Here is a 24,468-nt window from a genome sequence, read left to right as displayed (position 1 = left end):
ACGTGCGGCGATGGTAACGGATGGGCGCGCGACTGCAAGTGTCGTCATTGCAGTTGCGCTTCGGGCAGGGTCAGTGTGCGCGGGATCTTGGCAGCATCCCAATGTGCGCTGCCCCAGGCCAGCAGTTCGCGCGGCGAAGCGTGAGCCAGTTCGGTGCCGGGATGCTGCCCCAGCGCGCGCAAGGCCCGCAGCAGCAACGGCGTGGCCTGATCGGCTTCGAGCGGCGGCGAACGGTAGGACTTGCCGAGTTTGTTGCCGTCCGGCTGGGTGATCAGTGGCAGGTGCAGATAGCGCGGCTGTTTCAGGCCGAGCAGTTCTTGCAGGTACAGCTGACGCGGCGTCGAATCGAGCAGATCGGCGCCGCGCACAATATCGGTAATGCCTTGCCAAGCGTCGTCGAGCACCACCGCCAATTGATAAGCGTAGAGACCATCGCGCCGACGAATGACGAAGTCGCCGACGTCGCGGCCCAGGTGCTGACGGTATTCGCCCTGCACGCGATCGATGAAGTGGTATTCCAGCTCAGGCACGCGCAGGCGGATCGCGGCGTCGTGCTGATCATGGCCGGCATTGCGGCAAAACCCCGGATAAATCCCGTGATAGGGCTCCAGTTGTTTGCGCGAGCAGGTGCAGGCGTAGGCCAGACCGTGGTTGAACAGGCTGTCGAGCACTTCGGCATAAGCCGCGCGACGATCGCTCTGGCGGACCATTTCGCCGTCCCATTCGAAGCCGTAACTTTCCAGCGCCTTGAGAATCGCCGCTTGCGCACCGGGCTCTTCGCGCGGCGGATCGAGATCTTCCATGCGCACCAGCCAGCGCCCACCGACGGAGCGGGCGTCGAGGTAAGACGCCAACGCAGCGACCAGCGAACCGAAGTGCAGGTGGCCACTGGGGGTAGGGGCGAAGCGGCCGATGTAGGCGGGGGATTTGGCAGTCATGGAGGCGATAAAGGCTATTCAGAATTTGAGCAGGTTACCTCTGTGGGAGCGAGCCTGCTCGCGAAAGCTGTGTCAGTCATGAAAGAGTTATCTGAGAGGACGCTTTCGCGAGCAGGCTCGCTCCCACAGAGGCAGACGCAGGTTCCGCGGGCAAAACACAGAAACAAAAACGGAGCGTTCACACGCTCCGTTTTTCGTTCAGGCCGAGATTACTTGCCGACCTGCTTTTCCTTGATTTCCGCCAGGGTCTTGCAGTCGATGCACAGATCCGCGGTCGGACGGGCTTCGAGGCGCTTGACGCCAATCTCGATGCCGCAGGACTCGCACCAGCCGTACTCTTCGTCTTCGATCAACTGCAGGGTCTTGTCGATTTTTTTGATCAGCTTGCGCTCGCGGTCGCGGGCGCGCAGTTCGAGGGAGAACTCTTCTTCCTGGCTGGCACGGTCGGCCGGGTCAGGGAAGTTGGCCGCTTCGTCTTTCATGTGATCAACCGTACGGTCGACTTCCTGCATCAAGTCCAGTTTCCACTTGTTCAGGATCTTGGTGAAGTGCGCGCGCATCGGAGCGCCCATGTACTCTTCACCCGCCTTCTGAACGTAAGGTTCGAAGCCGCTGATCGACGTTTGCTGCTGTTGCTTTGCTTGGGTGGGCATGAAATGGACCGCCTCTACTCTTGTAATCCATTGCGCAGGATTGCTCCATCACCGACACCTGCCGGCCCTGCGGCTGCAAGCGGGCGAACTTACCAGATCAAATCAGCCTGCGCTACTCCCGGATGTCGAGCCCCCGGCGGGTGGCGCTTGCAGATGTCTGACAAGCCGTGTCTGTGGGAAGGGAGACCTGTTCAATCACTGATTTTAGTCAATCCTGGAGCGTACGTTCAGATCGTTACAGTCCAGCGTTCTTGAGGCTGTGACCTTCACGGGTTCTCGCTCGTTCCGGCAGACAGGTAGAATCGTCTCTTTTTTCCGTCGAAGGCATTCCAATGGCCCCCTACAGTGCGCGCAGTCGTGCGATCGAACCGTTCCATGTGATGGCGCTGCTGGCGCGGGCCAATGAATTGCAGGCCGAAGGCCACGACGTGATCCATCTGGAAATCGGCGAGCCGGACTTCACCACCGCCGAGCCGATCATTCGCGCCGGGCAAGCTGCGTTGACGGCGGGCAAGACCCGTTATACCGCCGCCCGTGGCATTCCCGAACTGCGCGAGGCGATCGCCGGTTTCTACCAATCGCGTTACGGCCTGAATATCGACCCACGGCGGATTCTGATCACGCCGGGCGGCTCCGGCGCGTTGTTGCTGGCCAGTGCCCTGTTGGTCGATCCGGGTAAACACTGGCTGCTCGCCGACCCGGGCTACCCGTGCAATCGGCATTTCTTGCGGCTGGTCGAAGGCGCGGCGCAATTGGTGCCGGTCGGGCCGGAGGTGCGTTATCAACTGACCCCGGATCTGGTGGCGCGGCATTGGGACCACGACAGTGTCGGCGCCCTCGTCGCTTCGCCGGCCAACCCGACCGGAACCCTGCTGACCCGCGATGAACTGGGCGGACTGTCCACAGCGATCAAGGCCCGACACGGGCACTTGGTGGTGGATGAGATCTACCACGGCCTGACCTACGGCACTGATGCTGCCAGTGTGCTGGAAGTCGATGACGGCGCTTTTGTCCTCAACAGTTTCTCCAAGTATTTCGGCATGACCGGTTGGCGCCTAGGCTGGCTGGTCGCGCCAGACGCGGCGGTCAGCGAATTGGAAAAGCTTGCGCAGAACCTCTACATCAGCGCGCCAAGCATGGCGCAATACGCTGCGCTGGCCTGTTTCGAGCCAGCCACCATTGCGATTCTCGAAGAGCGCCGCGCCGAGTTTGCGCGCCGTCGCGATTTTCTCCTGCCGGCGCTGCGTGAACTTGGTTTCAACATTGCCGTTGAGCCTGAAGGCGCGTTTTATCTGTACGCCGATATCAGCCGTTTCGGCGGCGATGCATTCGCATTCTGCCGACATTTCCTCGAAACCGAGCACGTTGCCTTTACGCCGGGACTGGATTTCGGTCGTTATCAGGCCGGTCATCACGTGCGCTTCGCTTACACACAAAACCTCGCACGTTTGCAGGCAGCGGTGGAGCGCATCGCGCGCGGCTTGAAGAGCTGGCAAGGCTGATGCGCTTTTATCCTGCTCTGGAAGAAGCGCGGCTGATTCGACGTTACAAGCGTTTTCTCGCTGATATCGAGACCGTTAGCGGCGAGTTGCTGACCATTCACTGTCCGAATACCGGTTCGATGCTCAATTGCCAGGTCGAGGGCGGGCAGGTCTGGTTCAGCCGCTCCAACGACCCTAAACGCAAGTTGCCCGGCACTTGGGAAATTGGCGAAACCCCGCAGGGCCGGCTGTTTTGCGTCAACACCGGGCGCGCCAACGGCTTGGTTGAGGAAGCCTTGCACGCTGGGGTGATTACCGAGTTGAACGGCTTTACCGCGTTGAAGCGTGAGGTTGCCTACGGACAGGAAAAAAGCCGCATCGACTTCCGCCTCGAATACCCCAGCGGCCCGGCGTATGTCGAAGTCAAAAGCGTCACCCTCGGCTTTGACGGCACGGCGGTGGCGGCGTTTCCCGATGCGGTGACCCAGCGCGGCGCCAAACATCTGCGCGAGCTGGCGCATCTGGCGCGCGACGGCATTCGGGCGGTGCAGTTGTACTGCGTGAACCTCACCGGCATCGATGCCGTGCGCCCGGCCGAGGAAATCGATTGGGCTTACGCCGAGGCGCTGCGTGAGGCGGTCGCGTGCGGTGTCGAGGTGTTGGCGTATGGCGTGCGCCTTGACCATGAAGAGATGGTCATCGATCGCCGGCTCGACGTGCGGCTCAACGGTTAAACGTCGATCCACACGCCTTGTGTATCCTCCCGGCATTCAATTGCCGTGAGCGACTGCCCGGCGCAGGGGCCGGCGACGCATTCGCCGTTCTCGATCAGAAACAGTGCGCCATGGGTGGCGCACTGGATCAGGCTGTTGCTCGGATCGAGAAACTGGTCGGGCTGCCATTCCAGCCCGACACCCCGGTGCGGGCAGCGATTGAAATAGACAAAGACTTGGCCACCTCGACGCACGGCAAACAGCTTTTTGCCTTCGATTTCGAAACCGCGACTGCCAGCTTCGGCCAGATCGCTGCCGGCGCAGAGAAACTTCATGGCTATCCTCTAATGTCCGCTCGTGTCGGGATATGTCCGAGCTTGACGTTCAAATGCAAACAATTATCAAATGGCGACCTTCTCCCACAAGGAGTCTGGCCGTTGCCGAGGATACTTGGCTCGCTGCGCCGATGCCCGGGAAACCTTGTTCAAGGAAGCTGCGTATGCGCCTGAAAACCCGCGTTGCCGTACTGTGCGTCGGCCTTTTTCTCAGCCATCAGGCGAGCGCAGCGGATTTACCGCAACGCTGGGTCAGCGCCGGCGGTGCGCTGTCGGAATGGGTCAGCGCACTGGGCGGCGAGTCGAAGCTGGTGGGGGTCGATACCACCAGCCAGCATCCCGAATCGTTGCAGGCGCTGCCGAGTATTGGTTATCAGCGCAGCCTGTCGGCCGAAGGCATCTTGAGCCTGCGTCCGGACATTCTGATCGGTACCGAAGAAATGGGGCCGCCGCCGGTTCTGGCGCAAGTCAAAGCAGCCAAGGTACAGGTCGAGTTGTTTTCAGCCCAGCCTGATCTGCCGACGCTGGAAAAGAATGTCACTCATCTGGGCCAGTTGCTCGGTGCGCAAGAGAAGGCTGCGCAGTTGCTGGAGAATTATCAACAGCAGCTCCAGGCGCAGACAGTGCGAGTTGCCCAAGTGCAAACCACACAGAAAGCCCCCGGTGTGTTGCTGCTGCTCGGGCACGCCGGCGGCAAGCCGTTGATCGCCGGCAAGGACACTGCCGCCGATTGGCTGCTGCAACAGGCGGGCGGGCACAACCTCGCGACGCATGCCGGCTACAAACCGTTTTCTGTCGAATCCCTCGCCAGCCTCGATCCCGAAGTACTGGTGTTCGCTGACCGAGCGTTGACCGGCGAAGCGGCAAAAGCCGCGTTGTTCAAGGAAAACCCCATCCTCAATTCCAGCCGCGCGGCCAAGAGCGGGCGGGTGATGGAGCTGGACCCGACGCTGCTGGTTGGCGGTCTCGGGCCACGGTTGCCGGCTGCTTTGCAAACCCTGACGGACAATTTCTACCCGGCCAAGGGCGGCCAATGACCACACTGGTCAAACCCCGTGGCTTGTTCATCGGCCTGACATTGTTGTGTCTGCTGGCGATCTGGCTGTCGCTGGCATTGGGGCCGGTGAGCCTGCCGCTGTTTGACACTTTGCGCGCCGCGCTGCGTCTGGTTGGCGTGCCGCTGGCGCCGGAGGGGCTGGAGCAGGCCGAGCTGATTCTCGGCCAGATCCGCCTGCCGCGAACCTTGCTCGGCTTGGCGGTCGGTGGCGTGCTGGCGCTGTCCGGCGTGGCGATGCAGGGTCTGTTTCGTAATCCGCTGGCGGACCCGGGGCTGGTCGGGGTGTCCAGTGGCGCGGCACTTGGCGCGGCGATTGCGATTGTCGGCGGCTCGTTCTTTGGCGGCCTGCCGGAGTGGTTCGGGCCGTATCTGTTGTCGGTGTGCGCGTTTCTTGGCGGGCTCGGGGTGACGGCGCTGGTCTATCGGCTGGGCAGGCGCAACGGTCAGACCCACGTGGCGACCATGTTGCTGGCCGGTATCGCGCTGACGGCGCTGGCCAGTTCGGCGGTCGGTCTGTTCACTTACCTGGCCGATGACGCCACGCTGCGCACCCTGACCTTCTGGAACCTGGGCAGCCTCAACGGCGCCAGTTACGCGCGGTTGTGGCCCTTGCTGATCATCACCATCGGCGTGGCGCTGTGGCTGCCGCGTCGGGCCAAGGCATTGAATGCCTTGTTGCTCGGTGAATCCGAGGCCGGTCATCTGGGCATCGATGTCGAACGGCTCAAGCGCGAACTGGTGTTCTGCACCGCGCTGGGTGTCGGCGCGGCGGTGGCCGCTGCGGGCATGATCGGTTTTGTCGGGCTTGTGGTGCCGCATCTGGTGCGCCTGCTGGCCGGCCCGGATCACAAAGTGCTATTGCCAGCCTCGGTGCTGGCGGGTGCGAGCCTGTTATTGCTCGCCGATCTGGTGGCGCGCCTGGCGCTGGCGCCGGCGGAGTTGCCGATCGGCATTGTCACCGCGTTTATCGGCGCGCCGTTCTTCCTTTATCTGCTGCTGCGAGGGCGTGCCTGATGTTGTCTGCGCACAATCTGCATGTCCGCCGTGGCCGCAAAGCAGTGCTCAGTGGGGTCACGCTGCAACTCGAACCCGGCGAGGTGCTTGGCGTGCTGGGACCGAACGGCGCCGGGAAAAGCACGTTGCTTGGCGCCTTGTGCGGGGAGTTGCTCGCCAGTGACGGCAACGTTTCGCTCGATGGTCAGGCATTGAGCTATTGGAGCGGAACACAGCGGGCACAACGACTGGCGGTGTTGCCGCAGGTGTCGACGCTGGATTTTGCCTTCGCCGTCGAAGAGGTCGTCGGCATGGGCCGTTTGCCGTACCAGACCGGGCGCGTACGTGATGACGAAATCGTCGCGGCAGCGCTGGCCGCCGCCGATGCCGGTCACTTGGGTGGGCGCAGCTATCTGGCATTGTCCGGTGGCGAGCGTCAGCGCGTGCATCTGGCGCGGGTGCTGGCGCAACTCTGGCCGGGTCAGGCCGGGCAAACCTTGTTGCTCGACGAACCGACATCGATGCTCGATCCGCTGCATCAGCACACCACCCTGCAGGCGGTGCGCGAGTTCGCCGATCGCGGCGCGGCGGTGCTGGTGATCCTGCATGATCTGAATCTTGCGGCGCGCTATTGTGATCGCGTGCTGTTGCTGGAGGAGGGGCGCCCGGTTGCGCTGGATACCCCGCAGCAGGTGCTGCGTCCGGATACGCTCAAAGCGGTGTTCGGCTTGGAGGTTTTGGTGCAACCGCACCCGGAGCGTGGGCATCCGCTGATCATCGCCCGCTGATCAATCATCGAGGTGTCGCATGCGTGGATTGTGGTTGTTGGCACTGGTGTTGCTCGCGGGGTGTCAGCACGTGGTGGCTCCACCGGTGGGCGGCGATATCCGCGATCTGCGCAGCGGCGAGATGCTCACCGCGCAGCAACTGCTGGTGCGTCTCGCTGAACCTGAGCGTTTGATCATCGGTGAGCAGCACGACAATGCCGATCATCATGCTGCGCAATTGTGGCTGTTGCAGTCGCTGGGCAAGCACCGGGCGCAAGGCAGTCTCCTGCTGGAAATGCTCACGCCGGATCAACAAGCGAAAGTCGATGCGCTGCGCCAGTCGAATTCCGTTGCGGCTGATTTGCCTGCGGCATTGACCTGGCAGGAGGGCTGGGACTGGAATCTTTACGGGCCGATCGTGCGCTTCGCTCTGACACAGCCATATCCGCTGCTGGCGGCCAATCTCGATGACACGGAAATCCGTGCGTTTTACCGAAATCCACCTGCGCTGAACGGTCCTCGCAGTAATGCGTTGTCCGTGCAGAACACGTTGCTTGGACAAGTCAGTGAATCCCACTGCGGCCTGCTGCCCGAATCACGGATGCCGGCGATGCTGGCAATTCAGCAACAGCGTGATCGACGCATGGCCGAACGCATGCTGGCTGCGCCAATGCCTTCGATCCTGCTGGCCGGTGCCTGGCATGCGCGCAAGGATGTTGGCGTGCCGCTGCATCTGATGGATCTCGGCGCTGGCAAGCCACCGATCGTATTGATGCTGGCCGAGCAGGGCGCTGCGGTAACGGCGGCGATGGCCGATTACGTCTGGTACACGCCGGCCACACCGAAGCCGGATTACTGCGAGCAGATGCGTCAGCAATTCGCCAAATGACTTTCCGGCAGGCAAAAAAAGACCCGGTAAAAACCGGGTCAAATAACCGTGATTAGCCTGATGAGGAGATAATCTGAGAGTCCGAACCAAGGGCTTTTCAGAATATCGACTGATCTCGCGACCAGTTGTGATAATCATAGCGATTCTCATTACCGCGTCAACCGCTGTTTTTGCAAATCTGTAATTTAGTTTTGCGAGTGGTGGTGAGGCCCTGTGAATAAAGGGCTATGCGCTAGGTGCGCTGCGTCGTCAACTGCGTGATCTGGCGATTCAACTGTCCGATGCGTCGAGCCATACCCTCAATCAGGCCATGGGCGATCTTCGGGTTGCTGCGGGTCATGCTCAAAAACTGATCACCAGGAATCAACATCACCGTGCTCGGCTCGGACGTCACCACCGAAGCGTTGCGCGGCTCGCCGGTAAACAACGCCATGGCGCCGAAAATCTCGTCCTTCGGCACGTCACCGACCTTGTGCCCGTCGACGAACGCCTCGGCGTGCCCGTCGATGATCACGAAGACATGATCCGCTGCATCGCCCTGTTGGATCAGCACGGCGCCGGCCTCGACCCGTTTGAAGCCGTTGGTGCTGCGGAACTCACGGGGTTTCAACTCGGCCACAGCGTGGGCGAGCAGCGCCATTTGCCCGAGCAGATAGCTCAGAAGCTGCTCGGCTCGATCAGGGTCGGCATACAAATGCTGCAAAACCTCTGCGCGACCATAGGGCAGCAGGCGCACAGTGCTGTCGCTGCATACGCGACAGTCGCTCCATTGCTCGCCACGTTGCAGACCGAGCAGATCACCTTCCTGCCAATAGAACAGAGGGCGGCCCGCGATGCAGCCATGCACAACGCCCTCGCTCAGCAAAAACAGCTGATCGTCCGGCAACTGCGCTAACAAATCATCCGTGGCCTCCAGTTCGACAACAGGCGCGCACGGCGACAAATCCTGTAGCCATTGCCCGGGAAGACTCTGCAAGCGATTGATCAATACGTCGGCGTGCGCCGACTGTTCCCCCAGCAAATACATGGCGTCAGCGCCTGTTCAGTTTTTATGGCGCGCAGAAATGGCTTCGAGCTGCTTGTTCAAGGCGTCCTTGCGCTCGGCAGGGATGTCGTTCCAGTGCACGTCCATCAACGCCCCTTCGATCGCATACAACAACACCTTTGAAGCGCGAAAGCCTCGAGTACGCACGGCCCGGTAGGCATCCACTGCACCGAGGCGACGCAAGTCCGAGGCGCTGTGGATGCCCACGGCATGCAGCCATTGCGCCGATGTCTTGCCAAGATTTTTCAGGTGTTGCAGTTCATCATTCATCAAGCCTCCTTGCGACGGCCGAATGGTGCGTGGGCGAGCTTCTCAGCAGTGTAGCCATCAGTAGGAAAAGCGTGGTTGTTTGGTCGGATTCGACGCAAAAGCTTCTAAGAAAGGGGGGTAAAGGACCTGCGAACGCAGAGGGAAGGGAGGTAAACGATTATCAATGGGGGAGCGAGCCTGCTTGCGAAGAGGGCGTATCAGACACAATCGATATCAACTGACACTACGCCTTCGCGAGCAGGCTCGCTCCCACAGGGGCAAGGCGTGGTGTCAGGAAGATTTCCGGATATCAGCGGGTGCGATAGCGCAACCGTGTACCGAAATTCATTGACATCAGGATCTCGTCGGCACTCAGCTCCGGCGGAAAGTACGCACCGGAAATCTGTGCATGGGCCAGGCTGGCGCCTTCGAGCGAAGCCTTGCGGAAATCGATGCCACGCAAATCGGCGGAGCGGAAATACGCATCCCGGAAATCCACGTTATCGGCGTTCAGTTCACGCAGGTCGAGGCCACGGAAATCGCCGCCGACCATGTCGATCAGATCATCCTGTGGACGTTCTTTGTTGAAGCCTGCAACGTCATCTTTGTGCAGCAGGGCGTAAAGCGGAGTGTCGAGCAGTTTAGGCTGGCTCATGTCAGATCACCTGTTGGTTTTATGACGCCAGTATAGTGCCACTATTTGCCGGCCGTGAAGCGAGCGAGGGCTTCACGGCCGAAATAGTTTTTTACAGGCCCGGCAGGCGCTGACGGATCTGCGCGACCACGGTGTCCAGCGTGCCGGATTCATTGGTCTGCACGCGTTTGCTGCGCAGAATCTCCTCCGGGGTCAGCGCTTCGCGGTTGACCTGCTGCGCTTCGATCACTGCCAGGGTGGCGTCGGACGGATCCTTCTGATCGGCCTGGCGCATCGCCAGCCAGCTCTCGATCACGGCTTGCGGGGCGTTGCAGTCGAGGATCAGGAACGGCGTGCCGGTGGCTTCGGCAATCTTCGCCGCGTTGTCGCGCTGTTCACGCTTGAGGTAAGTCGCGTCGATCACCACCGGGAAGCCGGCGTGCAGGATCACCTCGGCGATTTCATGCAGGCGCGCGTAGGTCGCGGTGCTGGCATCGGCGCTGTAAATGCCGGCCTGCACGTCGTTGGCAACGGTCTGCTCACCGAACAGGCGCTTGCGCTCGACATCGGAACGCAGGCGAATTGCGCCCAGCGCTTCGACCAGGCGCATGGCCACATGGCTCTTGCCGACGGCGGAAACACCGTGGGTAATGGCCATGAAGCGCGAAGGAATGGTGCTGTAGCTTTCCGCCAGGTTGGCGTAGTTGCGGTACTGGCGCAGGGTGGTGGCGCGCTGCACCGCAGTCGCGTCCGCCGGCATGCTGAACAATGCCACCTTGGCCCGCACCAGCGCGCGGTAGGCTTTATAGAAGTTCAGCACTTCCAGGCCCTCATAGTCGCCGGTCAGTTCCAGATACTGGCTGATGAGGCGACGCGCCAACGATTTCAGGCCACGGTCTTCCAGGTCCATGGCGAGGAAGCCGGTGTCGGCCCAGACATCAGTGAAACGGAATGGCTCGTTGAACTCGATGCAGTCGAAGATCACCACATTGCCGTCGATGACCGTGGCGTTGCCCAGGTGAATGTCGCCGTGGCATTCACGGGTGAAACCTTGTGTCTTGCGCTGGGCGAACAGGGGCTTGAGGCGCTCGAAGCTGCTTTCGGCCCAGGCTTTCAATGCCTCAAGTTGCAGCAAGTCGTTCTTGTCGCTGAGGAACGGCAGGATCTGCTCGAAATTTTGCGCGACCGGCGCCATCACGCTGTCCGGTGTACCGGCGTCGTGTTCGGCCGGGACTTTCGGGGCGTTGAGATGGAAATGGGCGATCTGCTCGGCCAACGCGTCGATGTGCTGAGTGGTCAGTTCGCCATTGGCTTGCAGGGTGCTGAGCAAGCCGCTCTGCGGGAACTGGCGCATTTTCAGCACGTATTCGATAGCCGGGCCGTCGCCGCCCAGTTGCGGTGCCTCGACGCTGCCGGTGACCGGCAACACGTCCAGATACAAATCATCGGTCAGACGCTGGTTCAGCCGCAGCTCTTCAGCGCAGAAATGCGCACGTGCGTCGAGGCTGGTGAAGTCGAGGAAGCCGAAATTCACCGGCTTCTTCACTTTATAGGCAAAGGGCCCGGTGAGAATCACCCACGAGATGTGGGTTTCGATGACCTGAAACCCTTCGACGGGATGCGGGTAGAGGGCCGGGTTTTGCAGGGCAGCGATCAGGGACTGGCTCACGGGCGATCCTTCAGAGGCGGGGGAATTCGAGGCGGCCATTATGGCTGCTTGCCCGCCTGACGCAAACCTCCGCGCGTGCCTGTTGAGGATCGATAAAGTGCGTATAATCCGCCGCCATGACTCGATCCCGATCCCCCCGTACCAAGAAAAAACCACCAGCCAAGGGCCTCAGCCCATGGTTGAGCTGGGCCATTAAACTCAGCCTGGTCGGCCTTGTAGTGCTGGCCGGCTTTGCCGTTTACCTCGATGCCGTGGTGCAGGAGAAGTTCTCCGGCAAGCGCTGGACCATCCCGGCCAAGGTATACGCGCGCCCGCTCGAGCTGTTCGTCGGACAGAAGCTCAGCAAGGACGATTTCCTCACCGAACTCGATGCCCTCGGCTATCGCCGCGAAGCCGTGAGCAACGGCCCCGGCGCCGCAGCCGTCAGCGGCAATACGGTTGACCTGAACACCCGTGGCTTCCAGTTCTATGAAGGTCTGGAAAAGCCGCAGCCGGTGCGTGTGCGCTTCTCCGGCGATTACGTCGCCGAACTGTCCTCGACCAACGGTTCGAAACTGTCGGTGGTGCGCCTCGAGCCGCTGATGATCGGCGGCATTTACCCGAAAAATCTCGAAGACCGCATCCTGATCAAACTCGATCAGGTGCCGCCGTACCTGCTCGAAACCCTGATCGCCGTCGAAGACCGCGACTTCTACAGCCACTGGGGCGTGTCGCCGAAATCGATCGCCCGCGCCGTGTGGATCAACACCTCCGGCGGCAAGATGACCCAGGGCGGCAGTACGCTGACCCAGCAGTTGGTGAAGAACTTTTACCTGACAAGCGAACGCAGCCTGACCCGCAAGCTCACCGAAGCGATGATGGCGTTGCTGCTGGAACTGCATTACGACAAGAAGGAAATTCTTGAGGCCTACCTCAACGAAGTCTTCGTCGGTCAGGACGGCCAGCGTGCGGTGCACGGTTTTGGTCTGGCCAGTCAGTTCTTCTTCGGCCAGCCATTGTCCGAGCTGAAACTGCATCAAGTTGCGATGCTGGTCGGCATGGTCAAGGGACCGTCCTACTACAACCCGCGCCGCAACCCGGAACGCGCGCTGGAGCGGCGCAATCTGGTCCTCGACGTGCTGGCGCAGCAAGGCGTGGCAACCCCCGAACAAGTCGAAGCGGCGAAGAAAATGCCGCTCGGTGTGACGACTCGCGGCAAGCTCGCCGACAGCTCGTTCCCGGGCTTTATCGACCTGGTCAAACGCCAGTTGCGCGAAGACTACCGCGACGAAGACTTGACCGAAGAAGGCCTGCGCATCTTCACCAGTTTCGACCCGATTCTGCAGATGAAAGCCGAAGCCTCGGTCAACGACACATTCAAGCGTCTGGCCGGGCGCAAGGGCTCGGATGACGTCGAAGCGGCGATGGTCGTGACCAACCCGGAAACCGGCGAAGTCCAGGCGATGATCGGCAGCCGTCAGGCCAGTTACGCCGGTTTCAACCGCGCACTCGATGCGGTACGCCCGATCGGCTCGCTGATCAAACCGGCGGTGTATCTGACCGCGCTTGAGAAACCGAGCCAGTACACGCTGACCAGTTGGCTGTCGGACGATCCGCTGTCAGTCAAAGGCGCCAACGGTCAGGTGTGGAAGCCGCAGAACTACGATCGCCGCTCCCACGGTACGGTGTTCCTCTATCAGGGCCTGGCGCATTCCTACAACCTGTCGACCTCGCGCCTGGGCCTGGAAGTCGGCGTGCCGAACGTGCTCAAGACCGTAGGTCGTCTGGGAGTTACCCGTGAATTCCCGGCGTTCCCGTCGATGCTGCTCGGTGCTGGCGGCATGACGCCGATCGAAGTGGCGACCATGTACCAGACGCTGGCCAACGGTGGTTTCAATACGCCGATGCGCGGCATTCGCAGCGTGCTGACCGCCGAGGGCGAGCCGCTCAAGCGTTATCCGTTCCAGATCGAACAGCGCTTCGACCCTGCCTCGATTTACCTGATCCAGAACGCCATGCAGCGGGTGATGCGTGAAGGTACCGGCAGTTCGGTTTATAACGTGCTGCCCAAGACCCTGACACTGGCGGGCAAGACCGGTACCAGTAACGATTCGCGCGACAGCTGGTTTGCCGGTTTCAGTCAGGATCTGCTGGCAGTGGTCTGGCTGGGTCGCGACGACAACGGCAAGACGCCGTTCACCGGGGCCACCGGTGCGCTGCAGGTCTGGACCAGTTTCATGCGCAAGGCCGATCCGCTGCCGCTGGACATGCCGCAGCCGGACAACGTCGTGCAAGCGTGGGTCGATTCGCGCACCGGCCAGGGTTCGGATGCCAACTGCCCCGGCGCGGTACAGATGCCGTATATTCGCGGCAGCGAGCCGCCACCCGGCGCCGCGTGTGCAAGCGAAACACCTGCCTCGCCGGAATCGGTGATGGACTGGGTCAAGGGCTGGATGAATTAAGCAAAGAGGGTTTCAAGTGAACAAGTGGTTGATTCCAGCGGTGACCGCCGTGGCTTTGCTCAGCGGCTGCTCCACCGTACAGCGTGGTTCGATTCCGGTAGTGGATTCGGGTACGGCCGTGTCCAATAGCGAACGCATCGGCGCCAATGGCGGTTTCCGCCAGACCACGGTCAAGCGCCCGGCGCAGGGCCAGACTCAGGCGATTCCGCAAGGCGATACCGGCGTGGTGGTGATGGTGCCGGGCGGCGGTGCTGCGGTGTCAACACCGATCAGTTCTTCGCCGATCGTCCCGGGGCCTGCATCCGGCGGTATCACGTCGGGGCCTTACAACCCATCGGCGGTTGAGTCGGCACCGATCAACTCCGGCAGCTACAGCATGCCGTCGACGCCAAGTGGCATTCCTTCGGCCAGCAGCGGTGGCGGGCTGTCGGCGGATGAGCAACTGGACGGTCCGGTACTCGCCTTGCTGACCACCGCGCAACAGCAGCAGGCCGGCGGCGACCTCAACGGTGCCTCTTCCAGCCTGGAGCGGGCGCAACGTGTCGCCCCCCGTGAGCCACAAGTGCTTTACCGTCTGGCGCAGGTGCGCATGGCCCAGGGCGATGCGCCGCAAGCCGAGCAATTTGCCCGTCGCGCGTTGACCATGGCCAACGGTCGTCCGGATCTGCAAGCCAGCCTGTGGGAAATCATCGCTCAATCTCGTGAGAAACAAGGCGATTCCGCCGGCGCCGCGCTGGCCCGTCAGAAGGCCAAGGTTTCCCTGTGATGGACGTGCGTTTCCCGAAAATCGCCGATCAGCTGTTGTTGATTGAACGCGAGCTGCGCACCCAGGGCTGGTGGGATGAGGTTCAGCCGTCGGTCGAAGCCCTGAGCAGTGTCGAGCCGTTCTCGGTCGACACGCTGGACTTCGAGCAATGGCTGCAATGGATCTTCCTGCCGCGCATGAAGATGATCCTCGAACAGGATCTGCCCTTACCGAACGCCTCGGGCATTCAGGAAATGGCGGAAATGGTCTTCGCCCAGCGCAACCTTGGCGGCAAGGATCGGCAGTTGCAGGTGCTGCTCAAAGAGTTTGACCGGCTGATCACTGCCTCCCGCTGAGCGCGGTTGTGTAGGAGCTTTGTAGGAGCTGCCGAAGGCTGCGATCTTTTGACTTTAGACGAGCAGGATCAAAAGATCGCAGCCTCGTTGCACTCGTCAGCTCCTACAAGTTCCGACGTCGCGATTACGAGCAATTCTCGGCAATCTGCTTTTTCGCTTCGACGATGCGTTCCTGACGCTGTGTATCGTCGAGCCTGCGCACATCCCCCTCGACCTCCTCACGCAAACGCGGATTGTTCTGCAGTTGCGCCAGGTTCGTGCGTGCCTGTTCGCAAAAGGCCTCGAGCTGCGCCTGCTGCTCGGCGACCTGTTTCTTCACCTTGGCATCAATGGCTTTCTGATCGCCGAGTACGCCGCCGCCCGGCAGCGGCGCGGCTTTCGGCGCGGGTGAGGAGGGCGTTTGCAGGGTCGTCGCCGGTTGGCCCTGCGGCGGTTGTGCATCGAAATGCGTGACGCCTTGGGCATCGACCCATTTGTAGATTTGAGCGGCCGAGCACCATGGGCTGAGACCGATCAGCAGAGTAAGGAGGAGCGTTCGCATGCTGATTCCTTGGCAAAAATGCGCAATTGACGCTAACAGAGTAGCGCTTTTCAGGTTTTTTCTTGCGTTCTCATGTGCTTACCCACAATTAACCCCACAGACGACTTGACTTGCAGAGGGCGAAACAGAAGAATCCAAAGTCCGCTGTAGAGGGACTGCCAGAAGCAGACCCACTCGGTAGATCATGAGGCGCACATCCGCGCCGACCTGTTACACCCGCAACGCGTTACCTCGCGCTGGGTGGGAAAGGCCCGCAACACTTGGGACGATCCCAATACTTGCTCAGTCAGTGCTGACGTAGTCGGCGACCACCGTCGCTCATGCTCTGCCGAGAAGTAAACCTATTAAGACCCGCCCCTTTTTTGTGGACGGTATTCTGGCGTTTTAGAGGTGAACAACGTGGAGCTTTTATCTGGCGGTGAGATGCTCGTCCGCTTTTTGCGTGACGAAGGCGTCAAATATATCTACGGGTACCCGGGTGGTGCTCTCCTGCATGTTTACGATGCCCTGTTCAAAGAACCGGAAGTGACCCACATCCTGGTTCGTCACGAACAAGCGGCGACCCATATGGCTGACGGCTACGCCCGTGCCACCGGTAAAGCCGGCGTGGTATTGGTGACATCCGGTCCAGGCGCCACAAACGCCATCACCGGTATCGCCACCGCCTATATGGACTCGATTCCGATGGTGATCATTTCCGGTCAGGTGCCAAGCACCATGGTCGGCACCGACGCGTTCCAGGAAACCGACATGATCGGTATCTCCCGGCCGATCGTGAAGCACAGCTTCATGATCAAGCACGCTTCGGAAATCCCGGAAGTCATGAAGAAGGCCTTCTACCTGGCGCAGTCCGGTCGTCCGGGCCCGGTCGTGGTCGACATCCCGAAAGACATGACCAATCCGGCCGAGAAATTCGAATACGTTTTCCCGAAGAAAGCCAAGCTGCGTTCCTACAGCCCGGCCGTTCGCGGTCACTCCGGGCAGATCCGCAAGGCGGCAGAAATGTTGTTGGCGGCCAAGCGCCCGGTGCTGTACTCCGGCGGCGGCGTGATTCTCGGCAATGGCTCCGCGCAACTGACCGAGCTGGCGAAAATGCTCAACCTGCCGGTGACCAACACCTTGATGGGTCTGGGCGCTTTCCCTGGCACTGACCGTCAGTTCATCGGCATGCTCGGCATGCACGGCAGCTACACCGCGAACCTGGCGATGCACCATGCCGATGTGATCCTCGCCGTCGGCGCACGCTTCGACGATCGGGTGATCAACGGCCCGGCGAAATTCTGCCCGAACGCCAAGATCATCCACATCGACATCGACCCGGCGTCGATCTCCAAGACCATCAAGGCTGACGTGCCAATCGTGGGTCCGGTCGAGAGCGTCCTGACCGAAATGGTCGCGATCCTCAAGGAAATCGGCGAGACCCCGAACAAGGATTCCGTGGCCAGTTGGTGGAAGCAGGTCGATGAATGGCGTGGCGATCGCGGCCTGTTCCCTTATGAAAAGGGCGACGGCAGCAAGATCAAACCGCAGACCGTGATCGAAACCCTCTGCGAAGTGACCAAGGGCGACGCCTTTGTGACCTCCGACGTGGGTCAGCACCAGATGTTCGCTGCGCAGTACTACACGTTCAACAAGCCTAACCGCTGGATCAACTCCGGTGGTCTGGGCACGATGGGCTTCGGTCTGCCAGCAGCGATGGGCATCAAGCTGAGCTTTCCGGACGACGACGTTGCCTGCGTCACCGGCGAAGGCAGTATCCAGATGAACATCCAGGAGCTGTCGACCTGCCTGCAATACGGCTTGCCGGTAAAGATCGTCATCCTCAACAACGGTGTGCTGGGCATGGTTCGCCAGTGGCAGGACATGAGCTACGGCAGCCGTCACTCGCACTCCTACATGGAATCGCTGCCCGACTTCATCAAGCTGGCTGAAGCCTACGGCCACGTTGGCGTACGCATCACCGAATCGAAAGATTTGAAGTCGAAGATGGCCGAAGCGTTCGCCATGAAGGATCGCCTGGTGATCATCGATGTTGCGGTCGACACCAGCGAGCACGTCTACCCGATGCAGATCAAAGACGGCTCCATGCGCGATATGTGGCTGAGCAAGACGGAGCGTACTTAATCATGCGGCACATTATTTCCCTGCTTCTGGAAAACGAACCCGGCGCTCTGTCTCGTGTAGTCGGCCTGTTCTCGCAGCGCAACTACAACATCGAAAGCCTGACCGTGGCGCCGACCGAAGACCCGACCCTGTCGCGTCTGACGCTGACCACCGTGGGCCACGATGAAGTCATCGAGCAGATCACCAAAAACCTGAACAAGCTGATCGAAGTGGTCAAGCTGGTGGACCTGTCGGAAAGCGCTCACATCGAGCGTGAACTGATGCTGGTCAAGGTCAAGGCCACTGGCGCCCAGCGCGCCGAGATCAAACGCACTACCGATATCTACCGTGGGCAGATCGTCGATGTCAGCGCCAGCGTGTATACCGTTCAGTTGACCGGTACCAGCGACAAGCTCGACAGCTTCATTCAGTCCATCGGCACCGCATCGATTCTGGAAACCGTCCGTAGCGGCGTGACCGGCATTGCTCGCGGCGACAAAGTTCTCAGCATCTAAACCAAATTAGCGCATGGCCTGAACGGCCGGATATAAGGGGAAATTCATGAAAGTTTTCTACGATAAAGACTGCGACCTGTCGATCATCCAGGGCAAGAAAGTTGCCATCATCGGTTACGGCTCCCAGGGCCACGCTCAAGCGTGCAACCTGAAAGACTCCGGTGTCGACGTTACCGTCGGTCTGCGTAAAGGTTCGGCCACCGTTGCCAAAGCCGAAGCTCACGGCCTGAAAGTGACCGACGTTGCTTCCGCTGTTGCCGCTGCCGACCTGGTCATGATCCTGACCCCGGACGAGTTCCAGTCCTCGCTGTACAAGAACGAAATCGAGCCGAACATCAAGAAAGGCGCCACTCTGGCCTTCTCCCACGGCTTCGCGATTCACTACAACCAGGTTGTTCCGCGTGCCGACCTCGACGTGATCATGATCGCGCCGAAAGCCCCGGGCCACACCGTGCGTTCCGAGTTCGTCAAAGGCGGCGGTATCCCTGACCTGATCGCGATCTACCAGGACGCCTCGGGCAACGCCAAAAACGTTGCACTGTCCTACGCCGCTGGCGTCGGTGGCGGTCGTACCGGCATCATCGAAACCACCTTCAAGGACGAGACCGAAACTGACCTGTTCGGCGAACAAGCCGTTCTGTGTGGCGGTACCGTTGAACTGGTGAAAGCCGGTTTCGAAACTCTGGTTGAAGCTGGCTACGCGCCGGAAATGGCCTACTTCGAGTGCCTGCACGAACTGAAGTTGATCGTTGACCTCATGTACGAAGGCGGTATCGCCAACATGAACTACTCGATCTCCAACAACGCCGAGTACGGCGAGTACGTGACTGGCCCGGAAGTGATCAACGCCGAATCCCGTCAGGCCATGCGCAACGCCCTGAAACGTATTCAGGACGGCGAATACGCCAAAATGTTCATCAGCGAAGGCGCAACCGGCTACCCTTCGATGACCGCCAAGCGTCGTAACAACGCCGCTCACGGTATCGAAATCATCGGCGAGCAACTGCGCTCCATGATGCCGTGGATCGGTGCCAACAAGATCGTCGACAAAGCCAAAAACTAAGTCGTCGTCCCTTGCACGAAAAACGCGGCCTAGGCCGCGTTTTTTCGTTTGGGCCGGTGCTTCTGGTATAAAGCTGCATCGTTTGTGGCCGAACTGTCGTCCTCAAGCCTCTGTCGAATTTTTTCCAAACCGTTGCAAGGTAATGTCCATGAGCGAACGTCCCGAAGAGCCGAACAAGGCTTCCGACGCCGAAAGCCTGCTGCCCATCGATGAACACATCGAAGAAGGGCACGACGCCGAAGGTCGTAAAGTCCGGCATCGTGGTATCTATCTGCTGCCGAACCTGTTCACCACCGCCAACCTGTTCGCAGGCTTCTATTCCATCATCAACTCGATGAGCGCGCAGGCCGCGTTGAGCGCCGGCGACTCGGTGAATGCGAGCAAGTACTTCGCCTTCGCTGCAATCGCGATTTTCGTCGCGATGGTGCTCGACGGTCTCGATGGTCGCGTAGCGCGCATGACCAATACGCAAAGTGCTTTCGGCGCCGAGTATGACTCGCTGTCGGACATGGTCGCCTTCGGCGTCGCGCCGGCATTGCTGGCCTTCGGTTGGGCGCTGGGAGACATGGGCAAGGTCGGCTGGATGGTCGCCTTCATATATGTAGCGGGAGCGGCGTTGCGTCTGGCGCGTTTCAACACCCAGGTCGGCACGGCGGACAAACGCTACTTCATCGGTCTGGCCAGCCCGGCGGCGGCAGGTGTGGTGGCCGGCATTGTCTGGGCGTTCAGCGATTACGGCATTCAGGGTTCGAAGATGTCGTTCCTGGTGGCGTTGATGGTGGCGGCGGCCGGCATGCTGATGGTCAGCAACATCAAGTACAACAGCTTCAAGGAGCTGGATCTCAAAGGTCGCGTGCCGTTCGTGGCGATCCTGGCGGTGGTGCTGGTATTCGCTGTCGTGTTCAGTGATCCGCCGCGCATTCTGCTGCTGGTGTTCCTCGCCTATGCGGCGTCCGGTCCGGTGCAGTATCTGTTGCGCCTTCGTCGTCACAAAAACGCCGAGTGATGTAATTTCCCGCATACTCCGCAGTCTATGGGTGCACCTGTCCTCCAAAGCTGCGGAGTTGTCATGTTGATCAAGATCCCCAAAGCATCCGACTGCCATGAGTCGGATGTCACGCCTGAAGCCATTTATCTCTCCCGCCGCCAATTGCTCGGCGCCACTGCTGCCGGTATTGCCGTGAGCAGCCTGCCGCGCTGGGCCAATGCCGCTGATACCCCTCGCTACTCTGACGTCGAATCCGGCAAGGCTCCGGCCTGGTTTGCCGAAAAGCTTCCTTCTACTCAATGGGGGGCGGTCAATGTCAAGGACGAGGCGATCACGCCTTATAAAGACGCTACGAACTACAACAACTTTTATGAATTCGGTACCGGCAAGGGCGATCCCGCGAGGAACGCTGGCGACCTGAAAACCGAACCCTGGAGCGTGGTCATTGACGGGGAGGTGGGTAAGCCGGGGCGTTATGCGCTGGAAGACTTCATGAAGCCGTATCAACTGGAGGAACGTATTTATCGTCTGCGCTGCGTCGAGGCGTGGTCGATGGTCATTCCCTGGATCGGCTTTCCCATCTCGGCCTTGCTCAAGCAGGTCGAGCCGACTTCCAAGGCCAAGTACATCCGCTTTGAAACCCTGCAGGATCCCAAGAGCATGCCCGGCCAGCGTTCCGGTTTTGCCTTGATCGACTGGCCGTACGTCGAAGGCTTGCGTCTGGATGAGGCGATGAATCCTTTGGCAATTCTGGCGGTGGGCATGTATGGACGCGAACTGCCGAACCAGAACGGCGCGCCTTTGCGTCTGGTGGTGCCGTGGAAGTACGGCTTCAAAAGCGTGAAATCCATTGTGCGCATCAGTCTGGTCAGCGAGCAGCCGAAGACCACTTGGCAAAGCATTGCTGCCGATGAATATGGCTTCTACGCGAATGTGAATCCGACGGTTGATCATCCGCGCTGGACCCAAGCCCGCGAGCGGCGCTTGCCGAACAGCCTGTTCAAACCGAATGTGCGCGATACGGAGATGTTCAACGGCTACTCGGATGAAGTCGCTTCTTTATATACAGGGCTCGATCTGCGGAAGAACTACTGATGCGTTATCCGTTCTGGCGAGTGGGCGTGTTCATTGCGGCAGCGATCTGGCCATTGCTGTGGTTCTATCAGGCGTTCGCCGATCTGCTCGGGCCTGATCCAGGCAAGGTGCTGGTTGATCGTCTCGGGCTTGGCACGCTGGTGTTGCTGTTGATTACGTTGAGCATGACGCCGTTGCAAAAGCTGAGCGGCTGGGCGGGGTGGATTGCAGTGCGCCGGCAGTTAGGGCTTTGGTGTTTTGCTTATGTAGCGCTACATCTGTTCAGCTATATGGCGTTTATCCTCGGGTTTGACTGGTCACAGTTGGGCGTTGAGCTACGTAAGCGGCCTTACATCATTGTCGGTGCACTCGGCTTTCTCGGATTGCTGATACTGGCAGTGACGTCGAATCGTTATAGTCAGCGTCGTTTGGGTGCTCGCTGGAAGAAGCTGCATCGCTTGGTTTACGTGATACTTGGGCTGGGTTTGCTGCATATGCTCTGGATCGTGCGGGCCGATCTAGAGGAGTGGGCGATTTATGCCTTTATAGGCGCTGTGCTCTTGCTGCTTCGTGTGCCGCCGGTGATGAGACGAATCCCGCGTTTAATGGCTAAAAAGCAGAATCTGCAAGAAAAGCGAAATTAACGGTTGACGGCAGATTCCAGAGGTCTATAATTCGCCCCACTTCCGGCGCAGTCGAAACGGAAAACTCCTTGAGATTCAAAGAGTTACGCGGTTTTCGACAGCGGCTTGCTTCAGATCATCGAAGCCTGGAAGGAGTTGAAAGAGCAGCGATGTGTAGCTCTTTTAACGGTTCGATCTTCTCGGTCGAAAGCGGAGAAAAAGAGGTGTTGACAGCAGCGATTAACGCTGTAGAATTCGCCTCCCGCTAACGAGAGATCGGAAGCGCAAGTGGTTGAAGTTGTTGAAGAATTCTTCGAAAACTTCTGAAAATAATCACTTGACAGCAAATGAGGCTGCTGTAGAATGCGCGCCTCGGTTGAGACGAAAGATCTTAACCAACCGCTCTTTAACAACTGAATCAAGCAATTCGTGTGGGTGCTTGTGCAGTCAGACTGATAGTCAACAAGATTATCAGCATCACAAGTTACTCCGCGAGAAATCAAAGATGTAACCAACGATTGCTGAGCCAAGTTTAGGGTTTCTTAAAAACCCAAAGATGTTTGAACTGAAGAGTTTGATCATGGCTCAGATTGAACGCTGGCGGCAGGCCTAACACATGCAAGTCGAGCGGATGAGAGGAGCTTGCTCCTGGATTCAGCGGCGGACGGGTGAGTAATGCCTAGGAATCTGCCTGGTAGTGGGGGACAACGTTTCGAAAGGAACGCTAATACCGCATACGTCCTACGGGAGAAAGCAGGGGACCTTCGGGCCTTGCGCTATCAGATGAGCCTAGGTCGGATTAGCTAGTTGGTGAGGTAATGGCTCACCAAGGCGACGATCCGTAACTGGTCTGAGAGGATGATCAGTCACACTGGAACTGAGACACGGTCCAGACTCCTACGGGAGGCAGCAGTGGGGAATATTGGACAATGGGCGAAAGCCTGATCCAGCCATGCCGCGTGTGTGAAGAAGGTCTTCGGATTGTAAAGCACTTTAAGTTGGGAGGAAGGGTTGTAGATTAATACTCTGCAATTTTGACGTTACCGACAGAATAAGCACCGGCTAACTCTGTGCCAGCAGCCGCGGTAATACAGAGGGTGCAAGCGTTAATCGGAATTACTGGGCGTAAAGCGCGCGTAGGTGGTTTGTTAAGTTGGATGTGAAATCCCCGGGCTCAACCTGGGAACTGCATCCAAAACTGGCAAGCTAGAGTATGGTAGAGGGTGGTGGAATTTCCTGTGTAGCGGTGAAATGCGTAGATATAGGAAGGAACACCAGTGGCGAAGGCGACCACCTGGACTGATACTGACACTGAGGTGCGAAAGCGTGGGGAGCAAACAGGATTAGATACCCTGGTAGTCCACGCCGTAAACGATGTCAACTAGCCGTTGGGAGCCTTGAGCTCTTAGTGGCGCAGCTAACGCATTAAGTTGACCGCCTGGGGAGTACGGCCGCAAGGTTAAAACTCAAATGAATTGACGGGGGCCCGCACAAGCGGTGGAGCATGTGGTTTAATTCGAAGCAACGCGAAGAACCTTACCAGGCCTTGACATCCAATGAACTTTCCAGAGATGGATTGGTGCCTTCGGGAACATTGAGACAGGTGCTGCATGGCTGTCGTCAGCTCGTGTCGTGAGATGTTGGGTTAAGTCCCGTAACGAGCGCAACCCTTGTCCTTAGTTACCAGCACGTAATGGTGGGCACTCTAAGGAGACTGCCGGTGACAAACCGGAGGAAGGTGGGGATGACGTCAAGTCATCATGGCCCTTACGGCCTGGGCTACACACGTGCTACAATGGTCGGTACAAAGGGTTGCCAAGCCGCGAGGTGGAGCTAATCCCATAAAACCGATCGTAGTCCGGATCGCAGTCTGCAACTCGACTGCGTGAAGTCGGAATCGCTAGTAATCGCGAATCAGAATGTCGCGGTGAATACGTTCCCGGGCCTTGTACACACCGCCCGTCACACCATGGGAGTGGGTTGCACCAGAAGTAGCTAGTCTAACCTTCGGGAGGACGGTTACCACGGTGTGATTCATGACTGGGGTGAAGTCGTAACAAGGTAGCCGTAGGGGAACCTGCGGCTGGATCACCTCCTTAATCGACGATATCAGCTGCTGCATGAGCTCCCACACGAATTGCTTGATTCATTGAAGAAGACGATAGAAGCAGCCCGAAATTGGGTCTGTAGCTCAGTTGGTTAGAGCGCACCCCTGATAAGGGTGAGGTCGGCAGTTCGAATCTGCCCAGACCCACCAATTTTGTGTGGGAAACGCCTGTAGGAATACGGGGCCATAGCTCAGCTGGGAGAGCGCCTGCCTTGCACGCAGGAGGTCAGCGGTTCGATCCCGCTTGGCTCCACCACTACTGCTTCTGAAGTTTGAAAGCTTAGAAATGAGCATTCCACCGGTACGGTGATGAATGTTGATTTCTAGTCTTTGACTAGATCGTTCTTTAAAAACTTGGGTATGTGATAGAAAGATAGACTGAACGTTACTTTCACTGGTAACGGATCAGGCTAAGGTAAAATTTGTGAGTTCTCTTAGTTGAGAAATTCGAATTTTCGGCGAATGTCGTCTTCACAGTATAACCAGATT

General features: G+C 59.3%; 23 protein-coding genes, 2 tRNA genes and 1 rRNA gene. 18 read left to right on the top strand and 8 right to left on the bottom strand.

All coding sequences use genetic code 11. The features are described from left to right. Positions 1–44 precede the first annotated feature (44 nt). Both gluQRS and dksA read right to left on the bottom strand, forming a co-directional pair. Positions 45–938, bottom strand: coding sequence for a tRNA glutamyl-Q(34) synthetase GluQRS (gene gluQRS / locus AB4O45_RS08815; RefSeq protein WP_150638523.1), 894 nt, complete (start codon positions 936–938; stop codon positions 45–47). Positions 939–1,147: 209 nt separating this feature from the next. After that, positions 1,148–1,591: an RNA polymerase-binding protein DksA gene (dksA, locus tag AB4O45_RS08810; RefSeq protein ID WP_041477831.1), complete on the bottom strand. Its 444-nt coding sequence runs from the start codon at positions 1,589–1,591 to the stop codon at positions 1,148–1,150. Between the two features lie 332 nt (positions 1,592–1,923). Between dksA and AB4O45_RS08805 the strand changes: the two genes are divergently transcribed. Further along, positions 1,924–3,093 (top strand): pyridoxal phosphate-dependent aminotransferase, encoded by a 1,170-nt coding sequence (locus tag AB4O45_RS08805; RefSeq protein WP_150638524.1) that lies wholly within the window; start codon positions 1,924–1,926, stop codon positions 3,091–3,093. After that, positions 3,093–3,806, top strand: coding sequence for a DNA/RNA nuclease SfsA (gene sfsA, locus AB4O45_RS08800; RefSeq protein ID WP_258707209.1), 714 nt, complete (start codon positions 3,093–3,095; stop codon positions 3,804–3,806). The genes AB4O45_RS08805 and sfsA overlap by 1 nt, the downstream gene beginning before the upstream one ends. On the opposite strand, the gene AB4O45_RS08795 is transcribed toward sfsA, so the two are convergent. Next, positions 3,803–4,120 (bottom strand): Rieske (2Fe-2S) protein, encoded by a 318-nt coding sequence (locus AB4O45_RS08795; RefSeq protein WP_122506697.1) that lies wholly within the window; start codon positions 4,118–4,120, stop codon positions 3,803–3,805. The genes sfsA and AB4O45_RS08795 overlap by 4 nt on opposite strands. A 164-nt stretch (positions 4,121–4,284) precedes the next feature. On the opposite strand from AB4O45_RS08795, the gene AB4O45_RS08790 reads away from it, so the two are divergent. Genes AB4O45_RS08790 through AB4O45_RS08775 form a run of 4 tightly spaced genes read left to right on the top strand, consistent with a single transcriptional unit; the run spans position 4,285 to position 7,826 of the window. Further along, positions 4,285–5,157: a heme/hemin ABC transporter substrate-binding protein gene (locus tag AB4O45_RS08790; RefSeq protein WP_460161312.1), complete on the top strand. Its 873-nt coding sequence runs from the start codon at positions 4,285–4,287 to the stop codon at positions 5,155–5,157. Positions 5,158–5,207: 50 nt separating this feature from the next. After that, positions 5,208–6,191 (top strand): FecCD family ABC transporter permease, encoded by a 984-nt coding sequence (locus AB4O45_RS08785; RefSeq protein WP_162999784.1) that lies wholly within the window; start codon positions 5,208–5,210, stop codon positions 6,189–6,191. Next, positions 6,191–6,958, top strand: a complete 768-nt coding sequence (locus tag AB4O45_RS08780) for a heme ABC transporter ATP-binding protein (RefSeq protein WP_423663076.1) — start codon at positions 6,191–6,193, stop codon at positions 6,956–6,958. The genes AB4O45_RS08785 and AB4O45_RS08780 overlap by 1 nt, the downstream gene beginning before the upstream one ends. 19 nt (positions 6,959–6,977) lie before the next feature. Next, positions 6,978–7,826, top strand: a complete 849-nt coding sequence (locus tag AB4O45_RS08775) for a ChaN family lipoprotein (RefSeq protein ID WP_423663078.1) — start codon at positions 6,978–6,980, stop codon at positions 7,824–7,826. 232 nt (positions 7,827–8,058) lie between these two features. On the opposite strand, the gene AB4O45_RS08770 is transcribed toward AB4O45_RS08775, so the two are convergent. From AB4O45_RS08770 to AB4O45_RS08755, 4 genes are all read right to left on the bottom strand, one after another. Continuing rightward, complete coding sequence (locus tag AB4O45_RS08770) at positions 8,059–8,853, bottom strand: Crp/Fnr family transcriptional regulator (RefSeq protein ID WP_423663080.1); 795 nt, start codon at positions 8,851–8,853, stop codon at positions 8,059–8,061. 15 nt (positions 8,854–8,868) lie between these two features. After that, positions 8,869–9,141: a TfoX/Sxy family protein gene (locus tag AB4O45_RS08765; RefSeq protein ID WP_016773175.1), complete on the bottom strand. Its 273-nt coding sequence runs from the start codon at positions 9,139–9,141 to the stop codon at positions 8,869–8,871. Positions 9,142–9,430: 289 nt separating this feature from the next. Beyond that, positions 9,431–9,775, bottom strand: a complete 345-nt coding sequence (locus AB4O45_RS08760; protein ID WP_056790397.1) for a pentapeptide repeat-containing protein — start codon at positions 9,773–9,775, stop codon at positions 9,431–9,433. Between the two features lie 91 nt (positions 9,776–9,866). After that, positions 9,867–11,423: a bifunctional aminoglycoside phosphotransferase/ATP-binding protein gene (locus AB4O45_RS08755; protein ID WP_460142353.1), complete on the bottom strand. Its 1,557-nt coding sequence runs from the start codon at positions 11,421–11,423 to the stop codon at positions 9,867–9,869. Between the two features lie 116 nt (positions 11,424–11,539). Here AB4O45_RS08755 and mrcB point away from each other — a divergent pair, with 116 nt between their 5' ends. The 3 genes from mrcB to AB4O45_RS08740 are packed head-to-tail and all read left to right on the top strand — an operon-like array spanning position 11,540 to position 14,965. Continuing rightward, positions 11,540–13,864: a penicillin-binding protein 1B gene (gene mrcB, locus AB4O45_RS08750; RefSeq protein ID WP_095181816.1), complete on the top strand. Its 2,325-nt coding sequence runs from the start codon at positions 11,540–11,542 to the stop codon at positions 13,862–13,864. 16 nt (positions 13,865–13,880) lie between these two features. After that, entirely contained in the window at positions 13,881–14,630 is a 750-nt protein-coding gene (locus AB4O45_RS08745) for a tetratricopeptide repeat protein (RefSeq protein WP_041477844.1), read from the top strand. Beyond that, a complete protein-coding gene (locus AB4O45_RS08740) occupies positions 14,630–14,965 on the top strand; it encodes a YqcC family protein (protein ID WP_056790386.1) in 336 nt (111 codons plus the stop codon). Before AB4O45_RS08745 ends, AB4O45_RS08740 begins: the two co-directional genes overlap by 1 nt. 124 nt (positions 14,966–15,089) lie before the next feature. Here the strand turns inward: AB4O45_RS08740 and AB4O45_RS08735 are convergent, their stop codons facing one another. After that, positions 15,090–15,506 carry a DUF4124 domain-containing protein gene (locus AB4O45_RS08735; protein ID WP_095181815.1) on the bottom strand — a complete coding sequence of 139 codons (417 nt, stop codon included), beginning with the start codon at positions 15,504–15,506 and terminating at the stop codon, positions 15,090–15,092. Between the two features lie 399 nt (positions 15,507–15,905). Here AB4O45_RS08735 and AB4O45_RS08730 point away from each other — a divergent pair, with 399 nt between their 5' ends. From AB4O45_RS08730 to AB4O45_RS08690, 9 genes are all read left to right on the top strand, one after another. Next, the gene (locus AB4O45_RS08730) at positions 15,906–17,630 is read left to right on the top strand and encodes an acetolactate synthase 3 large subunit (protein ID WP_252876901.1); all 1,725 of its coding nucleotides are present in this window, start codon (positions 15,906–15,908) and stop codon (positions 17,628–17,630) included. A gap of 2 nt (positions 17,631–17,632) precedes the next feature. Next, positions 17,633–18,124: an acetolactate synthase small subunit gene (gene ilvN / locus AB4O45_RS08725; protein WP_003176102.1), complete on the top strand. Its 492-nt coding sequence runs from the start codon at positions 17,633–17,635 to the stop codon at positions 18,122–18,124. A gap of 46 nt (positions 18,125–18,170) precedes the next feature. Beyond that, complete coding sequence (gene ilvC / locus AB4O45_RS08720) at positions 18,171–19,187, top strand: ketol-acid reductoisomerase (RefSeq protein WP_003228216.1); 1,017 nt, start codon at positions 18,171–18,173, stop codon at positions 19,185–19,187. A 148-nt stretch (positions 19,188–19,335) separates the two neighbouring features. Next, positions 19,336–20,193 carry a CDP-diacylglycerol--serine O-phosphatidyltransferase gene (gene pssA, locus AB4O45_RS08715; RefSeq protein WP_016773182.1) on the top strand — a complete coding sequence of 286 codons (858 nt, stop codon included), beginning with the start codon at positions 19,336–19,338 and terminating at the stop codon, positions 20,191–20,193. A 63-nt stretch (positions 20,194–20,256) separates the two neighbouring features. Then, the gene (gene msrP, locus AB4O45_RS08710; RefSeq protein ID WP_095181814.1) at positions 20,257–21,270 is read left to right on the top strand and encodes a protein-methionine-sulfoxide reductase catalytic subunit MsrP; all 1,014 of its coding nucleotides are present in this window, start codon (positions 20,257–20,259) and stop codon (positions 21,268–21,270) included. Beyond that, the gene (gene msrQ, locus AB4O45_RS08705; RefSeq protein WP_095181813.1) at positions 21,270–21,893 is read left to right on the top strand and encodes a protein-methionine-sulfoxide reductase heme-binding subunit MsrQ; all 624 of its coding nucleotides are present in this window, start codon (positions 21,270–21,272) and stop codon (positions 21,891–21,893) included. Before msrP ends, msrQ begins: the two co-directional genes overlap by 1 nt. Before the next feature lie 541 nt (positions 21,894–22,434). Beyond that, positions 22,435–23,971 (top strand): 16S ribosomal RNA (locus AB4O45_RS08700). 81 nt (positions 23,972–24,052) lie between these two features. Then, positions 24,053–24,129: transfer RNA gene (locus AB4O45_RS08695), tRNA-Ile, on the top strand. Positions 24,130–24,159: 30 nt separating this feature from the next. Next, a tRNA-Ala gene (locus AB4O45_RS08690) sits at positions 24,160–24,235 on the top strand. Positions 24,236–24,468 lie beyond the last annotated feature (233 nt).

This window comes from Pseudomonas sp. S2_B10 (genome assembly GCF_054668425.1).
The sequence above is the reverse complement of the archived record's forward strand: the minus strand, read 5'-3'. Positions and strand labels throughout refer to the sequence as shown.

Coding starts and splice junctions, on each gene's coding strand:
- AB4O45_RS08770 (WP_423663080.1), bottom strand. CDS start 8,853: ATGTATTTGCTGGGGGAACAGTCGGCGCACGCCGACGTATTGATCAAT.
- ilvN (WP_003176102.1), top strand. CDS start 17,633: ATGCGGCACATTATTTCCCTGCTTCTGGAAAACGAACCCGGCGCTCTG.
- AB4O45_RS08760 (WP_056790397.1), bottom strand. CDS start 9,775: ATGAGCCAGCCTAAACTGCTCGACACTCCGCTTTACGCCCTGCTGCAC.
- AB4O45_RS08780 (WP_423663076.1), top strand. CDS start 6,191: ATGTTGTCTGCGCACAATCTGCATGTCCGCCGTGGCCGCAAAGCAGTG.
- AB4O45_RS08790 (WP_460161312.1), top strand. CDS start 4,285: ATGCGCCTGAAAACCCGCGTTGCCGTACTGTGCGTCGGCCTTTTTCTC.
- ilvC (WP_003228216.1), top strand. CDS start 18,171: ATGAAAGTTTTCTACGATAAAGACTGCGACCTGTCGATCATCCAGGGC.
- pssA (WP_016773182.1), top strand. CDS start 19,336: ATGAGCGAACGTCCCGAAGAGCCGAACAAGGCTTCCGACGCCGAAAGC.
- dksA (WP_041477831.1), bottom strand. CDS start 1,591: ATGCCCACCCAAGCAAAGCAACAGCAGCAAACGTCGATCAGCGGCTTC.
- msrQ (WP_095181813.1), top strand. CDS start 21,270: ATGCGTTATCCGTTCTGGCGAGTGGGCGTGTTCATTGCGGCAGCGATC.
- AB4O45_RS08775 (WP_423663078.1), top strand. CDS start 6,978: ATGCGTGGATTGTGGTTGTTGGCACTGGTGTTGCTCGCGGGGTGTCAG.
- mrcB (WP_095181816.1), top strand. CDS start 11,540: ATGACTCGATCCCGATCCCCCCGTACCAAGAAAAAACCACCAGCCAAG.
- sfsA (WP_258707209.1), top strand. CDS start 3,093: ATGCGCTTTTATCCTGCTCTGGAAGAAGCGCGGCTGATTCGACGTTAC.
- AB4O45_RS08735 (WP_095181815.1), bottom strand. CDS start 15,506: ATGCGAACGCTCCTCCTTACTCTGCTGATCGGTCTCAGCCCATGGTGC.
- gluQRS (WP_150638523.1), bottom strand. CDS start 938: ATGACTGCCAAATCCCCCGCCTACATCGGCCGCTTCGCCCCTACCCCC.
- AB4O45_RS08805 (WP_150638524.1), top strand. CDS start 1,924: ATGGCCCCCTACAGTGCGCGCAGTCGTGCGATCGAACCGTTCCATGTG.
- AB4O45_RS08795 (WP_122506697.1), bottom strand. CDS start 4,120: ATGAAGTTTCTCTGCGCCGGCAGCGATCTGGCCGAAGCTGGCAGTCGC.
- msrP (WP_095181814.1), top strand. CDS start 20,257: ATGTTGATCAAGATCCCCAAAGCATCCGACTGCCATGAGTCGGATGTC.
- AB4O45_RS08740 (WP_056790386.1), top strand. CDS start 14,630: ATGGACGTGCGTTTCCCGAAAATCGCCGATCAGCTGTTGTTGATTGAA.
- AB4O45_RS08765 (WP_016773175.1), bottom strand. CDS start 9,141: ATGAATGATGAACTGCAACACCTGAAAAATCTTGGCAAGACATCGGCG.